The 15,182-nt window shown below is 57.8% G+C and carries 13 protein-coding genes; 5 read left to right on the plus strand and 8 right to left on the minus strand.

All coding sequences use genetic code 11. The features are described 5' to 3' along the window. The first annotated feature begins 222 nt into the window (after positions 1 to 222). Both JHD62_RS04520 and icd read left to right on the plus strand, forming a co-directional pair. Complete coding sequence (locus JHD62_RS04520) at positions 223 to 2,460, plus strand: NADP-dependent isocitrate dehydrogenase (RefSeq protein ID WP_199101951.1); 2,238 nt, start codon at positions 223 to 225, stop codon at positions 2,458 to 2,460. 211 nt (positions 2,461 to 2,671) lie between these two features. Further along, on the plus strand, positions 2,672 to 3,916 hold the full coding sequence (icd, locus tag JHD62_RS04525; protein ID WP_233160631.1) for an NADP-dependent isocitrate dehydrogenase: 1,245 nt from the start codon (positions 2,672 to 2,674) through the stop codon (positions 3,914 to 3,916). A gap of 53 nt (positions 3,917 to 3,969) precedes the next feature. On the opposite strand, the gene JHD62_RS04530 is transcribed toward icd, so the two are convergent. After that, complete coding sequence (locus JHD62_RS04530; RefSeq protein WP_199101952.1) at positions 3,970 to 4,854, minus strand: LysR family transcriptional regulator; 885 nt, start codon at positions 4,852 to 4,854, stop codon at positions 3,970 to 3,972. 88 nt (positions 4,855 to 4,942) lie between these two features. Between JHD62_RS04530 and mdtH the strand changes: the two genes are divergently transcribed. Continuing rightward, positions 4,943 to 6,151, plus strand: a complete 1,209-nt coding sequence (mdtH, locus tag JHD62_RS04535) for a multidrug efflux MFS transporter MdtH (protein ID WP_199101953.1) — start codon at positions 4,943 to 4,945, stop codon at positions 6,149 to 6,151. A 100-nt stretch (positions 6,152 to 6,251) separates the two neighbouring features. On the opposite strand, the gene JHD62_RS04540 is transcribed toward mdtH, so the two are convergent. After that, entirely contained in the window at positions 6,252 to 6,455 is a 204-nt protein-coding gene (locus JHD62_RS04540; RefSeq protein ID WP_045846595.1) for a cold-shock protein, read from the minus strand. Between the two features lie 224 nt (positions 6,456 to 6,679). On the opposite strand from JHD62_RS04540, the gene clpS reads away from it, so the two are divergent. Both clpS and clpA read left to right on the plus strand, forming a co-directional pair. Continuing rightward, entirely contained in the window at positions 6,680 to 6,988 is a 309-nt protein-coding gene (gene clpS / locus JHD62_RS04545; protein ID WP_178972176.1) for an ATP-dependent Clp protease adapter ClpS, read from the plus strand. Further along, entirely contained in the window at positions 6,988 to 9,267 is a 2,280-nt protein-coding gene (gene clpA / locus JHD62_RS04550) for an ATP-dependent Clp protease ATP-binding subunit ClpA (RefSeq protein ID WP_199101954.1), read from the plus strand. The genes clpS and clpA overlap by 1 nt, the downstream gene beginning before the upstream one ends. A gap of 77 nt (positions 9,268 to 9,344) precedes the next feature. Here the strand turns inward: clpA and xerD are convergent, their stop codons facing one another. The 6 genes from xerD to JHD62_RS04580 all read right to left on the minus strand — a co-directional run bounded on the left by xerD (position 9,345) and on the right by JHD62_RS04580 (position 15,101). Then, positions 9,345 to 10,226 carry a site-specific tyrosine recombinase XerD gene (xerD, locus tag JHD62_RS04555; RefSeq protein ID WP_199101955.1) on the minus strand — a complete coding sequence of 294 codons (882 nt, stop codon included), beginning with the start codon at positions 10,224 to 10,226 and terminating at the stop codon, positions 9,345 to 9,347. 79 nt (positions 10,227 to 10,305) lie between these two features. Continuing rightward, positions 10,306 to 10,674, minus strand: a complete 369-nt coding sequence (gene rplS / locus JHD62_RS04560; RefSeq protein WP_045846598.1) for a 50S ribosomal protein L19 — start codon at positions 10,672 to 10,674, stop codon at positions 10,306 to 10,308. A 3-nt stretch (positions 10,675 to 10,677) separates the two neighbouring features. Continuing rightward, on the minus strand, positions 10,678 to 11,445 hold the full coding sequence (gene trmD / locus JHD62_RS04565) for a tRNA (guanosine(37)-N1)-methyltransferase TrmD (protein WP_062789100.1): 768 nt from the start codon (positions 11,443 to 11,445) through the stop codon (positions 10,678 to 10,680). Beyond that, a complete protein-coding gene (rimM, locus tag JHD62_RS04570) occupies positions 11,445 to 11,951 on the minus strand; it encodes a ribosome maturation factor RimM (RefSeq protein ID WP_089085850.1) in 507 nt (168 codons plus the stop codon). The genes trmD and rimM overlap by 1 nt, the downstream gene beginning before the upstream one ends. 33 nt (positions 11,952 to 11,984) lie before the next feature. Next, a complete protein-coding gene (gene rpsP / locus JHD62_RS04575; RefSeq protein ID WP_045846601.1) occupies positions 11,985 to 12,233 on the minus strand; it encodes a 30S ribosomal protein S16 in 249 nt (82 codons plus the stop codon). Positions 12,234 to 12,425: 192 nt separating this feature from the next. Further along, positions 12,426 to 15,101 carry a bifunctional acetate--CoA ligase family protein/GNAT family N-acetyltransferase gene (locus JHD62_RS04580; protein WP_199101956.1) on the minus strand — a complete coding sequence of 892 codons (2,676 nt, stop codon included), beginning with the start codon at positions 15,099 to 15,101 and terminating at the stop codon, positions 12,426 to 12,428. Between the last annotated feature and the right edge of the window lie 81 nt (positions 15,102 to 15,182).

Below are 15,182 nucleotides of genomic sequence, written 5' to 3' on the forward strand. Positions count from 1 at the left end.
GGATACTTACAAACAGTGCGAACATTTGAGGGGTATAATTCACTTCCGAAAAGACAGCCGCAAGTTGAAGGCCATGCTGCCACCCTCAGGTCCTCGCGACCAACTGGCAGCACGGTTGCATCATGCAGTATCTTTCCACGCGCCTAGCGGAATATCCCCCGGTGTGCGAAAGCCGCCTCGCGCAGTCGTTCTGACGTCAAAATAATCATTGGAGATAGAGCAATGCCTTCGGAACAGCCGACCATCATCTACACCCTGACCGACGAAGCACCTGCGCTGGCCACCAGCGCCTTCCTGCCAGTCATCCGTACCTTTACCGGCAGCGCCGGCATCAATATTGAAACTGCCGACATCTCCGTCGCCGCCCGCGTACTGGCCGAATTCCCCGAATACCTGACCGACGAGCAAAAAGTACCGGATACGCTGAGCGAACTGGGCAAGCTGACCCAGGACCCGGACACCAACATCATCAAGCTGCCGAACATCAGTGCTTCGGTTTCGCAGCTGATTGCCTGCATCAAGGAACTGCAATCCAAGGGCTACGCCCTGCCGGACTATCCTGAACTGCCCACCACCGACGCCGACCACGCCCTGAAGGCCCGCTACGCCAAGTGTCTGGGTTCGGCCGTGAACCCAGTGCTGCGTGAAGGCAACTCCGACCGCCGCGCCCCGCTGGCGGTGAAGAATTACGCCAAGAAGCACCCACACTCCATGGGCGAGTGGAAACAATGGTCGCAAACCCATGTTTCCCACATGCACCACGGCGACTTCTACCACGGCGAAAAGTCCATGACCCTGGACAAGGCCCGTGACGTGAAAATGGAACTCACCACCAAGAGCGGCCAGACCATCGTGCTCAAGCCCAAGCTTGCCCTGCAGGCCGGTGAAATCATCGACTCCATGTTCATGAGCAAGAAGGCACTGTGCGAATTCTACGAGCGCGAAATGGAAGACTGCCGTGAATCCGGCATCCTGTTCTCGCTGCACGTGAAAGCCACCATGATGAAGGTGTCCCACCCCATCGTGTTTGGCCACTGCGTCAAGATTTACTACAAGGACGCCTTCGAGAAACACGGCAAGTTGTTCGAAGAGCTGGGCGTGAACGTGAACAACGGCATGGCCAATCTGTACGAAAAGATCGAGACCCTGCCGGCCACCAAGCGCGAAGAAATCATCCGCGACCTGCACGCCTGCCAGGAACACCGTCCGCGTCTGGCCATGGTGGACTCTGCCAAGGGCATCACCAACTTCCACTCGCCCAACGACGTGATTGTCGATGCCTCCATGCCGGCCATGATCCGTGGCGGTGGCAAGATGTGGGGTGCCGATGGCAAGCCGGCCGACTGCAAGGCCGTGATGCCGGAATCCACCTTTGCCCGTATCTATCAGGAGATGATCAACTTCTGCAAATGGCACGGCAACTTCGACCCGCGCACCATGGGCACCGTGCCCAACGTGGGCCTGATGGCGCAAAAGGCTGAAGAATACGGCTCGCACGACAAGACCTTTGAAATCGCTGAAGACGGCGTGGCCAACATCGTCGACCTGGCCACTGGTGAAGTACTGCTGAGCCAGAACGTGGAAGCCGGCGACATCTGGCGCATGTGCCAGGTGAAAGACGCGCCGATCCGCGACTGGGTGAAGCTGGCCGTGACCCGCGCCCGTAACTCCGGCATGCCGGCAGTGTTCTGGCTGGACCCGTACCGTCCGCACGAAAAGGAACTGATCAAGAAGGTAGAAACCTACCTGAAGGATTACGACACCAGCGGTCTGGAAATCCACATCATGTCGCAAGTCCGTGCCATGCGTTTCACCCTGGAACGTGTTGCCCGCGGTCTGGACACCATCTCGGTCACCGGCAACATCCTGCGTGACTACCTGACCGACCTGTTCCCCATCATGGAACTGGGCACCTCGGCCAAGATGCTGTCCATCGTACCGCTGATGGCTGGCGGCGGCATGTACGAAACCGGTGCTGGTGGTTCGGCTCCGAAACACGTACAGCAGCTACTGGAAGAAAACCACCTGCGCTGGGATTCGCTGGGTGAGTTTCTCGCCCTGGCCGTTTCGCTGGAAGAACTGGGCATCAAGACCGGCAACAGCAAGGCCAAGATTCTGGCCAAGACGCTGGATGCCGCCACCGGCAAGCTGCTGGACAACGACAAGTCCCCGTCGCGCCGCACTGGCGAGCTGGACAACCGTGGCAGCCAGTACTACCTGGCCAGCTACTGGGCCGAGGCGCTGGCTAACCAGACCGAAGACCTGGAGCTGCAAGCCCAGTTTGCTCCACTGGCCAAGCAACTGGCCGAGCAGGAAGCGCAAATCATTGCCGAACTGAAGGCCGTGCAAGGCAAACCGGCAGATATCGGTGGCTACTACCTGCCCGATCCAGCCAAGTGCCAGGCTGTAATGTGCCCGAGCAGTACCTTCAATGCGGCACTGAAGAGCGTTCACGCCTAAGTCCGCTTACCGGCCTTCATGGTCGGTAGCACCACACCAGCGTCAGGATTCCTCCTGGCGCTTTTTCTTTGTCATGCCGTCATGCGTCAACCATCGGCCAGTAAATTTGTCTGATCTTTCTCTGCAACAGCCGCGCCAAGGTCTAGGCTGAGTGAGTGGAAAACACTGCTGAACCCGGCAGTCCCTACCCTGTGACAAGGAGAGAACAACAATGAGTGCGTCCCATATCAAGGTTCCGGCTGAAGGACAGAAAATCATTCCGGGACAGGCCATTCCGGACAACCCCATCATTCCCTTCATTGAAGGGGATGGCATCGGGATCGACATCACCCCGGTGATGATCAAGGTCATCGACGCTGCCGTGGCAAAGGCCTATGCCGGGCGCAGGAAAATCCACTGGATGGAAGTATATGCGGGGGAAAAATCCACCCGGCTGTATGGCCCGGACGAATGGCTGCCCAAGGAAACCTTCGATGCGCTGAAAGAATATTCGGTATCCATCAAGGGGCCGATGACCACTCCGGTCGGCGGCGGCATCCGCTCGCTCAACGTCGCCCTGCGCCAGGAACTGGATTTATACCAGTGCGTGCGCCCGGTACAGTATTTCCAGGGCGTGCCATCTCCGCTCAAGCACCCGGAACTGGTCAATATGGTGATCTTCCGGGAAAACACCGAAGACATTTATGCCGGGATTGAATGGCAAGCCGGTTCGGATGCGGTGAAAAAGGTGATCGCCTTTTTGCAAAACGAAATGGGCGTGAAGAAAATCCGCTTCCCGGACAGCTCTGGCATCGGCATCAAGCCTATCTCGGTAGAAGGAACCGAGCGACTGGTGCGCGCAGCTCTCAATTACACCATCGCCAACGACCGCAAGAGCCTCACCATTGTCCACAAGGGCAATATCATGAAGTTCACCGAAGGTAACTTCCGAGATACGGCCTATGCGCTGGCCCGCAAGGAATTCGGGGCCGAGCCGATTGATGGTGGCCCGTGGTGCAAATTCAACAATCCCAATACCGGCCGGGAAATCATCGTCAAGGACGCCATTGCCGATGCCTTCCTGCAACAAATCCTGCTACGCCCGGAGGAATACGATGTGATTGCCACCACCAACCTCAACGGTGACTATATCTCGGATGCACTGGCTGCCCAGGTTGGCGGCATCGGCATTGCACCAGGAGCCAATATTTCCGACCACTACGCCTGCTTTGAAGCCACCCACGGGACGGCACCCAAATATGCCGGCCTGGACAAGGTCAATCCCGGCTCGCTGATTCTGTCCGCGGAAATGATGCTGCGCCATCTGGGCTGGGTGGAAGCGGCGGATCTGGTGATCCGGTCCATGGAAGCAGCCATTGCCGACAAGCAGGTCACCTACGACTTTGCCCGCCTGATGGACGGCGCTACCGAAGTCTCCTGCTCGGAATTTGGCGATGCCATGATTGCCCGTATGTAACCCCTCACCACATCATCCCCTGGCAAGGCCCGCTTCAGCGGGCCTTGTGCGTTTCAACCGGCCACCAGCGCCCGCGCTGCATCCAGCACCTGTGCCTTGGCTGCATCCACCCGCTTGCCGGCACGCCAGGCCATCATCACTTCCCAGTGCCAGGCTGGCAGCTCTGGTACACACAAGCGAACCAGCGTGCCATCCTGCAAATCAGCCTTGATCGACAACTCCGGCATGAAGGACACAAAACCATGACGCAGCACCAGCTCGCGCGCGGCAGATGCCGGTTGCACCGCATGTATCGGGCTGGGCAGCTGCCGCAGCATGCGAATCTGCTGGATCAGGCTCTCACACTCATCCCCCCAGAACTGGGGCGCAATACGGTGCCGGGCAATATCAGCCAGCGCCAGCATCCCGCCAGCAGCTGCCAGGGGATGACTGGCAGCCACCACCGGAACAATGGGCGAGCGCCACAGCAACTCCATCTGGATACCTGCCATGGCCGGGCATTTCAGTACAAAACCCACCTCAACCTGGCCAGTGAGCAAATCCTGCATGATTTGCTGGGAATGATCAGTATTGCAGCGGATTTCCATCGATGCGTCCGCCAGTTTCATCAGCAAGGGACCAAACACCGGAGAGGTCAGCGATGGCAGACAAGACAGGCGGATACGCCGTACCGCCGGCGTGCCCTGCATGGCATCCAGACCTTGCCGGTAAACCGTCAGCGACTGACGGGCAGACTCCAGAAAAGCCTCGCAGGCATTGGTGGCCACGGCGCCACGCCGATGCCGGGTAAACAGGGTGACACCCCAGTGCTGCTCCAGCAAACCGATGCGCTGGCTGACCTGCGGCTGGGACCAGCCCCGTTTGGCCGCAGCCTGGCTGAAGCTGCCCAGTTCGGCCACATCCAGTAGAAGCTCCAGATCAGACAAGGCAACAGACATAATCAAAACCGATATGAAATATGAGGAGAAATAGACTTACATAATAGCAGGATGCCTCCCTAGAATGCTGTTCGAATGAGGAGAAGACATGGCATCCGCACAGCGTGCCCGCAAGCTTGGCAAGGCTTTCATCCTGCTGGACAACCTGCTGGTGATATTCGGTTTTTTCATGGTGTTTCCGCTGATCAGCCTGCACTTCGTCGATCAGCTGGGCTGGAGTGCCAGCATGGTCGGGCTGGCACTGGCACTGCGCCAGTTCCTGCAGCAGGGACTCGGGCTGTTTGGTGGTTCGCTGGCCGATCGCTTTGGCGCCAAGCCGCTGATCGTCTCTGGCATGCTGCTGCGCGCAGCCGGCTTCGCCTGCATGGCCATCGCACATGCCCCCTGGTTGCTTTATCTGTCCTGCCTGCTCTCCGGCCTGGGCGGCACCCTGTTCGACCCGCCGCGTACCGCACTGGTGGCCAAGCTGGTACTGGCCCGCCATCGCCCGCATTTCTACGCCCTGCTGATGATGCAGGACAGTGCAGGTGCAGTTGCTGCCGCCTTGCTGGGCAGCTGGCTGCTACAGTTTGACTTTCGCTGGGTTGGCCTGGCGGGCACCGCCATTTTTGTTCTGGCGGCCTTGGTCAATGCCTTGCTGCTCCCCCCCTATCGGGTTGCCACCGGTACGGCATCGCCCTGGCAATCCATGCGGGTGGTTCTGCAAGACCGCAGCTATATGCGCTTTGTACTGACCTTGAGCGGCTATTACATGCTTGCGGTGCAGGTCATGCTGCTGGTTCCGGTCACCATCAAGCAACTCACCGGCAGCTACCAGGCCGTCGGCTGGATGTACACGCTGGAAACCTGTCTCTCACTCAGCCTGCTCTACCCGTTGGCACGCTGGGGCGAACGTCACCTGCGCCGCGAGCAGCGCATGCTGATCGGTCTTGGCCTGATGAGCCTGAGCCTGGCCGTCATGAGCAATGTGACGCATCCATTGGCCGCATTCAGCGTGCTGGGGTTGTTCTTTGTCGGCTCCATCATCATGGAACCGGCACGGGAGACCCATGTTGCCAGCCTGGCGCGTCCACACGCCCGCGCCAGCTACCTGGGTTGCAGCCGGGTGGGACTGGCTGTAGGCGGAGCACTGGGCTATGTCGGCGGCGGCTGGCTGCTGGATGCATCGCACCAGTGGCAGCTGCCCGCCTTGCCCTGGTTGTGCCTGTCACTGGTTGGCAGCATCACCTTGCTTGCCCTCTGGTCTCAGTGGCAACCGGACGCCAGCGGCAGCGCCTGTGCACGCAACAATGCATGAAAAACAAAACCCGCCAACTGGCGGGGTTTTGTTTGAAGCTGTCGGGACGTTGACCGGTCAGATCAGCGTGCCTGGCAATCCTGGCACATCCTCTGCCTGATCAGGCAGCCTGGATGTTCGACGCTTGCTTGCCTTTCGGGCCGCTAACAATGTCAAAGCTTACGCGTTGACCCTCTTTCAGGGTCTTGAAGCCTTGCATGTTGATGGCGGAGAAATGGGCAAACAGGTCTTCACCACCCTCATCCGGGGTAATAAAGCCAAAGCCTTTAGCGTCGTTGAACCACTTAACGGTACCAATTGACATGTTACTTCCTTGATTGACGATGGCTGGTGAGGCCGAACAACTTAAAGCCTGCTGCCCATTGCGGCTTATCCGACAATGCCAAACAGCTAAGCCAAGCACCTGACAGCATTTCTACGCAACCATTGTGATAGCGTCAAGCCCCTGAAGGAATTCGCACGCTCCCCTTGAAAAAAAGCCAGGGGGAACCAAAATTGAAGTAAACCGCGGTTTAACTGAAAGTCGACATGCCAACGCAGTTCAGCGAAGACGTCGTCAAAGAGGCGTCTCGGGTGAGGACCACCCCTCCCCCCATGTATAAGGTATTGTTATTGAACGATGATTTCACCCCAATGGAATTTGTGGTGGAAGTATTGCAACAGTTGTTCCACATGAATCGGGAAAAAGCGACCCAAGTCATGTTACAAGTCCATACGCAAGGTCACGGCGTGTGTGGCGTTTATACCAAAGACGTGGCTGCCACCAAGGTTGAACAGGTGTTGCAATTTGCCAAAGCACACCAGCATCCGCTTCAGTGCGTTATGGAGGAAAACTGATGATTGCCCAGGAGCTTGAAGTAAGCCTGCATATGGCGTTCATGGACGCCAGGCGCAAGCGCCACGAGTTCATCAGCGTGGAGCACTTGCTGCTTGCCATGATCGACAACCCCTCCGCCGCCGATGTCCTGAGGGCCTGCGGGGCCAATCTCGACCAGCTGAAAAAGCAGCTGGGCGATTTCATTGACGAACACACACCTACCGTTCCGGGGGAAACCGAGGTGGAAACCCAGCCCACACTGGGGTTCCAGCGTGTTATCCAGCGCGCCATCCTGCACGTTCAGTCTTCCGGTAAAAAGGAGGTGACTGGTGCCAATATTCTGGTAGCCATCTTCGGCGAAAAAGACTCACATGCGGTGTACTACCTGCATCAGCAGGGCATATCCCGGCTGGATGTGGTCAATTTCATTTCGCATGGCATCACCAAGCAACGCTCTCCCCAGCATCCGCCGGAATCGCGTGAACAGCACAACGAATCCGATGGTGAAGAGCAAAGCAGCGGCCCAGGTGGTGCACTGGAAAATTACACGCTGAACCTGAACCAGCAGGCCCGCGATGGCAAGATAGACCCGCTGATCGGTCGCGAGCACGAACTGGAACGCACGGTGCAAATCCTCTGCCGCCGCCGCAAGAACAACCCCTTGCTGGTCGGTGAGGCTGGCGTGGGCAAGACGGCCATCGCGGAAGGCCTGGCGCGACGCATCGTCAATAATGAAGTACCTGACGTGCTGTCCAAGGCTACCGTCTACGCGCTGGACATGGGTGCGCTGCTGGCCGGCACCAAGTATCGCGGTGACTTCGAACAGCGCCTGAAGGCAGTCATCAAGCAGCTGACCGAAGATGAACATGCAATCTTGTTCATTGACGAAATTCACACGCTGATTGGTGCCGGTGCGGCCTCTGGCGGCACGCTGGATGCCTCCAACCTGCTCAAGCCGGCACTGTCCAACGGCAGCCTGCGTTGCATTGGTGCCACCACCTACAACGAATATCGCGGCATTTTCGAAAAGGATAACGCGCTATCGCGGCGCTTCCAGAAAATTGACGTGGCTGAACCCACCGTGGAGCAGACCATCGAAATCCTGAAGGGCCTGAAATCGCGCTTCGAGGCACATCATGGTGTGAAATACACCCAGTCGGCCCTGTCTACCGCTGCGGAATTGTCTGCCCGCTATATCAATGACCGTCACCTGCCGGACAAGGCCATCGACGTGATTGACGAAGCAGGTGCCGCACAGAAGATTCTGCCCAAGTCCAAGCAGAAGAAGGTGATCAACAAGGCAGAGATCGAAGAGATCGTCGCCAAGATTGCCCGTATTCCGCCCAAGACTGTCTCCAGCGACGACAAGAACGTGCTGAAGAACCTGGAGCGCGACCTCAAGAACGTGGTATTCGGCCAGGACAAGGCCATCGAAAGCCTGGCCACGGCCATCAAGATGACGCGCTCGGGCCTGGGCAATCCGCACAAGCCGATCGGCTCTTTCCTGTTCTCCGGTCCTACCGGCGTGGGCAAGACCGAAGTAGCCAAGCAACTGGCTTATGTGCTGGGCGTGGAGCTGATCCGCTTCGACATGTCGGAATACATGGAACGTCATGCGGTAAGCCGGCTGATTGGTGCGCCTCCGGGCTATGTCGGCTTCGAACAGGGCGGCCAGATGACCGAGGCCATCAACAAGCACCCCTATGCGGTGCTGCTGCTGGACGAAATCGAGAAGGCGCATCCGGACATCTACAACGTACTGTTGCAGGTAATGGATCACGGCACCCTGACCGACAACAACGGGCGCAAGGCCGATTTCCGTAATGTGGTGATCATCATGACCACCAATGCCGGGGCCGAAGCCATGTCCAAGCCGACGCTGGGCTTTACCCAGTCCAAGGAAACCGGGGATGAGATGGCGGACATCAAGCGCCTGTTCAGCCCGGAATTCCGCAACCGGCTGGATGCCACCATTTCCTTCAAGATGCTGGATGAGCAGATCATCATGCAGGTGGTGGACAAGTTCCTGATGCAGCTTGAGCATCAGTTGGGCGACAAGAAGGTGGAAATCCACTTCACCGATGCCTTGCGCGCCTTCCTGGCCAAACGCGGCTTCGACCCGCTGATGGGTGCGCGTCCGATGGCACGGCTGATTCAGGACACCATCCGCAAGGCACTGGCAGACGAACTGCTGTTTGGCCGACTGGCCCACGGCGGGGAAGTTACGGTGGATATCAATGACCAGGATGTGGTCGAGCTGCAATTCGACACCGAAGCACTGGCAGCAGAGCCCGCCTGAGCCTGATAGCCATATCGCCTCACCGAAAACGCCCGCAATTGCGGGCGTTTTTTTGTACCGGACAAGGACATCATCACTCAGCCACGCGGGTGATGCTGGGCATGCAGCTGCTTGAGTCGCTCGCGGGCAACGTGTGTGTAGATTTGTGTGGTGGATATATCCGAATGCCCCAGTAGCAACTGTACAACGCGCAAGTCAGCACCATGGTTCACCAGATGGGTGGCAAAGGCATGTCGCAGCATGTGTGGCCCAACGGGTGGCAAACCCTGCGCACTGGCATAGCTGGCAATCAGATGCCAGGCCATCTGCCGGCTCATCCCGGCCTTGCGCTGGGTGACAAATACGGCATCGCACTGCGCTCCACCCAACAACAGCACACGGGCGTCCCTGAAGTAGCGCTCCAGCCATTCCAGGGCAATTTCTCCCAAGGGCACCATGCGCTCCTTGTTGCCCTTGCCACGGGTGATGATCAGACCCGTCACCATGTCCAGTTGCTGCAGCGTCAGCCCCACCAGCTCGGACACGCGCAAGCCGGTTGCATACAGCACTTCAAACATGGCCCGATCGCGCAGTCCCAGCGGAGTTTCCACATCCGGCGCCTGCAACAATAGCTCAACCTGCCCTTCTGACAGCGTTTTGGGCAGCCGCTGCCCAAGCCTGGGGTTATCCAGATGCAGGCTGGGGTCGTCATTGCGCTGCTTTGTCCCTAGCAGATACTGGTAATAGCGCCGCAGACAGGACAGCTGCCTGGCTCGCGTGGCAGGTTTCTCCTGCTCGATACTTGCCAACAAGGCCTGCTGCAGCTGGGCATGGCTGGCCGATTCCAGCGCGTCATCCTGGCTTTGCAGCTGTTTTTGCATTTTGGCCAGATCACGGCGATAAGCCGCCAGGGTATTGGCAGACAAGCCATCCGTCAGCCACAGATGATCGAGAAACCGGTCTATGCTTTCCGTACTCATGATGTCTTTCCTGGCCGAAGACATAAAAAAAGCGCAAGGTGTGAACCTTGCGCTTTCATCATACCTGACGGTATCAGGATCAGCCTTGCTTGCGAGCCGGCAGTTTTTCCTTGATACGTGCGGACTTGCCGGTACGACCACGCAGGTAGTACAGCTTGGCGCGACGTACGTCACCACGGCGCTTCACTTCAACGGAAGCCACCAGCGGGGAGTAGGTCTGGAAAGTACGCTCAACACCTTCACCGGCGGACATCTTGCGCACGATGAAAGAGCTGTTCAGGCCACGGTTACGCTTGGCGATAACAACGCCTTCGTAAGCCTGCAGACGTTCGCGGTTACCTTCCTTTACCTTGACATTCACCACAACGGTATCGCCAGGAGCGAATTCCGGGATGGTTTTGCCCAGGCGGGCGATTTCTTCTTGCTCGAGTTTCTGGATCAGATCCATGTGTTACTCCGGTTTTTTACGGATATCTTGTTCCTGCTGGTACTCTGCCAGCAGCCGAGATTCCTGTTTTGTCAAAGTGCGGCCCTGCAACAGCTCTGGTCGACGTTGCCACGTTCTTCCCAGCGCCTGCTTGAGCCGCCATTTAGCAATCAGTGCATGATTTCCGGACATGAGTACATCCGGCACCCGCATGCCCTGATAGTCTTCGGGTCGGGTATAGTGCGGACAATCAAGGAGTCCGTTCACAAATGAGTCTTCATAAGCAGACTGGGCGTCGTTGAGAACACCGGGAAGCAGCCGGATGACCGCATCCATCAGCACCATGGCCGGTAGCTCGCCACCGGACAACACGTAGTCGCCAATGGAAACTTCCTCGTCCACCTGCCGCTCGATCAAACGCTCGTCCACCCCTTCGTAACGTCCGCACAGCACAATCAGACCGGGACGACGGGACAGCTCAACCGCTTTTTCGTGCGTCAATGCACGCCCTTGCGGGGACAGGTAGATAACATGGCTCTCTTCGACACCTGCTGCCTGCTGACGTGCCTTGGCCGCCGTAATGGCAGCCTCCAGCGGTTCAATCAGCATCAGCATGCCAGGCCCACCACCATAAGGACGGTCGTCCACACGGCGGTAGTTGTCATGGGTGAAATCGCGTGGATTCCATTTCTGGAAATCCCAAATGCCCAGATCAAGCGCCCGCTGGCTTACACCAAAGCGGGCGATGGCATCGAACATTTCCGGAAACAGGGTGATGGCATCGATATGCATCAGTAATCCAGGCCCCAGTCGACTGAAATGCGGGCCTCGGCCAGACTGACATCCAGTACGAACTGGCCAACGAAGGGAATCAGCCGCTGGCCGTGTTCACCTTCTACCACCAATACGTCGTTGGCTCCGGTTTCCATCAATTCGGTCACCTTGCCCAGCACCACACCTTGCTGATTGACGACAGACAGGCCGATCAGATCGGACCAGTAATATTCGTCAGTGCCAGCTTCCGGCAATTCACTACGGGGAACGGCTATTTGCAGGCCGCGCAGGGCTTCCGCCGCGTCACGATCTTCAATGCCCTGCAGCTTGACGGACAAGCCCTTGGGCTGCACCGCCCCGTTTTCAAATGTGTACGGCTTCCAGCTGTCATCCTTGCCCAGCCACCAGACCGGGTAGTCAAACAGACCGTCAGCGTATTCGGTATCGGCCTGGACCTTGATCCAGCCCTTGATACCGAAGGCGCCACGCACAAACCCCATCAAGACGAGATCTTCCTTGCGCATGCGCCTTAGTCCGCGAGTTGAGTCAACGAACGATTAGGCAGCAACCTTCTGCTCTTTCAGCAGCTTGGCTACAGCGTCGGTAACCTGGGCACCAACGCCGATCCAGTAGTTCAGACGATCGGAAGTCAGGCGCACGCGCTCTTCCTTCTCGTTAGCTACCGGGTTGTAGAAGCCAACGCGCTCGATGAAGCGACCGTCACGACGGTTACGGGAATCGGTCACCACGATGTTGTAGAACGGACGGTTCTTGGCGCCGCCACGTGCCAGACGAATCACTACCATTGTCGATTGTCCTTAGATAAAAACGGTATCGTAGAAAAGCCCACGATTCTATGGCACTTTTCCCTTATCTTGCAAGCGCTTAATACGCCTGCCAGTCCTGCCGCCCGATATCGGTCAGCAGAAGACCCCTGCTTTGACGAAAAAAACCACACCACAGCCCTGCAATCGGCCAAGGGCGTACAGTGCAATGCATTAAAGAATCTTGGTGACAATGGTCAGCGCCCTGTCTTCCGGATGGGTTTCCACGGTAAAGCCCAGCTTGTGCATCAGCTTGAGCATGCCCTTGTTGCCGGCCAGCACTTCACCGCGCATCACGGTCAGCCCTTGCTCACGGGCGGCATCGAACAAGGCATTCATCAGGATGTAGCCAATGCCCTTGCCTTGCCATTTGTCCGCCACTTCCAGCGCAAATTCGCAGCCTTCGTTGTCCGGATCGGTAATGAAACGGGCCACTGCTTGCTGCTCTTCACCGTTCTCGGTCTCGCAGGTCATGGCCAGCGCCATTTCACGGTCGTAGTCCAGCTGGGTAAAGCGCACCAGCATGGTTTGCGACAGCTGCTTGATGCTGGACATGTAGCGGTTGTAGCGGCTTTCGTCCGACAGCATGCGGACAAATTCCTGCTGCATCTCGGCATCTTCCGGTCGCACCGGGCGAATGGTGACCTTCATGCCATCGTTCAGCGTGGCGCTGCGCACCATATGCGTAGGGTAAGGCATGATGGCCATGTGGCCGTAGCGCTTCACGTCTGGCTTTAACGGTTCGACGATGATGCGCGCATCCAGCGCAATAACGCCCTTTTCGTCCGCAACCAAGGGGTTGATGTCCATCTCACGCAGTTCCGGCAGTTCACACACCATCTCGGAAACATGCAGCAGCACATCCACCAGCTCGTCCATGTCCACTGCAGGCAGGTTCTTGAAGGCACCCAGCAATTGGCCGATACGGGTCTTGCGTATCATGCTGCCCACCAGGTACTGGTTCAGTGGCGGCAAAGACAGCGCACGGTCATGCATGACTTCCACCGCAATGCCACCAGCACCAAAGGTAATCACCGGGCCGAAAGAGCTGTCATGGGTTACCCCCACCATCACTTCACGCGCAAAACGGCGTTTACGCATGGGCTGTACCGAAATGCCATCAATGCGCGCCTCCGGCATGGCCTGGTGCGCCCGCTCCAGAATGCTGCGGAAGGCTGCGCGCAAGGTGGCTTCATTACTGATGTTCAGCTCCACACCGCCGACATCCGATTTGTAGATGATGTCCGGAGAGTCAATCTTCAGCACCACCGGGTAATGGATTTGCTCGGCCAGCACCACCGCCTCGTCTTCGCTACGCGCCAACAAGGTGGGGTTAACCGGGATACGGAATGCGGCCAGCACTTCCTTGGATTCCCGCTCGGACAAAATGGTCCGGCCTTCGGCCATGGCTCCGGCAATCGCTGCACGGGCACGTAGCAGGTCTGGCGCTTCACGCTTGCCTTCCAGCGGCCCCGGGGTCTGCAACAGCAATTGCTGGTTGTAATGATAGGAAGCCAGGTTACGGAATACCTCGATGCCGTATTCCGGCGCACGGAAATGCGCGCACTTTGCTTTGGAAAACAGGTCGCGGCTTTCCGATACCTTGGCATCACCCAGCCAGGACAGGAACATCGGCTTGCTGGATTCTCGCTGCAAGCCAATCATCAACTGCGCCGTGGTCAGGTGGTCGGTACCGGCTTGCGGGGTAAAAATCACCAGCACGCCATCGACATTCGGGTCGTCAATACAGGCCTTTACCGCAGTACGAAAACGCACCGGGCTGGCATCGCCGATCAGGTCGATGGGGTTGCCATGCGACCAGTTGCGTGGCAAGGCGTTATTGAGCAGTTCCATGGTGGCGTCGCTCAACTTGGCCAACTCCACACCATTGGTATAAGCACTGTCGGCCGCCAGCACCCCCGGGCCAATACCGTTGGTGACAATAGCCAGCCGCTTGCCGCCAACGCGGAAATTGGCTGCCAGCACCTTGGCCGCAGTAAACAACTGGGCAATGGAAGACACGCGCAGCACACCGGCTCGGGACAGCGCCGCATCGAAAACATCACCGCTTTCAATCAGGTTGCTCGAATGAGTGACACCGGTCACATCATCCTGATAGCGACCCGACTTGATCACCACCACCGGCTTGGTACGCGCGGCCGCACGCAGCGCGCTCATGAAGCGGCGTGCATGATGGATGTGGTGAACATGCAACAGAATGCCTTGGGTGAAATTATCCGCCACCAGGTAATCCAGAATTTCGCCGAAATCGACATCCAGCGCGTCGCCCACCGAAATCACACTGGAAAAACCGATGCCCTTGCTGTCTGCCCAGTCCAGCATGGCCGTACACAGGGCTGACGACTGCGACACCAGCGCCATGTTTCCCGGACGGACCTTACTGGTGTAGTTGGTGGCATTGAAACCAGCTACCGGTCGCATCAGGCCCAATACATTCGGTCCCAGCACACGGATGCCATAGTGGCGGGCAATGGATACCGACTCATTCAGGATTTCCCGCTCCAGTTGCTCACTGTCGGAAAACTCCTTGGCCAACAGCACGGCCTTGATGCCCTTCTTGCCACAATCCTTGATGATGGCTGGCAAAGTGCGAATGGCCGTACAGACCACGGCCATGTCAACCGCCGGTTCGATCAGGCGTACCGAGGGAACGGCAGGAATACCACCAACTACCTTGTGATTCAGATTGACCGGAAACAGCTTGCCTTGAAAATTGCCTGCCAACAAATTGGCAAACACCGCCTGGCCAATGGAGCCAGGCGTATCGCTGGCACCAACAACAGCAACAGTGCGCGGTGAAAACAGCGGAGTAAGGTAGTGAGGCTTCATGGAAGCGGTTCCAGTAGGGTTAATGCCAGCAGTCATCCAGCACGACGCGCTGCCAGGTGGCAGCCAATCTTCTGGCCAGAT

Source organism: Aquitalea sp. ASV11 (assembly GCF_016429185.1).
In the GTDB taxonomy this organism is placed as follows: domain Bacteria; phylum Pseudomonadota; class Gammaproteobacteria; order Burkholderiales; family Chromobacteriaceae; genus Aquitalea; species Aquitalea pelogenes.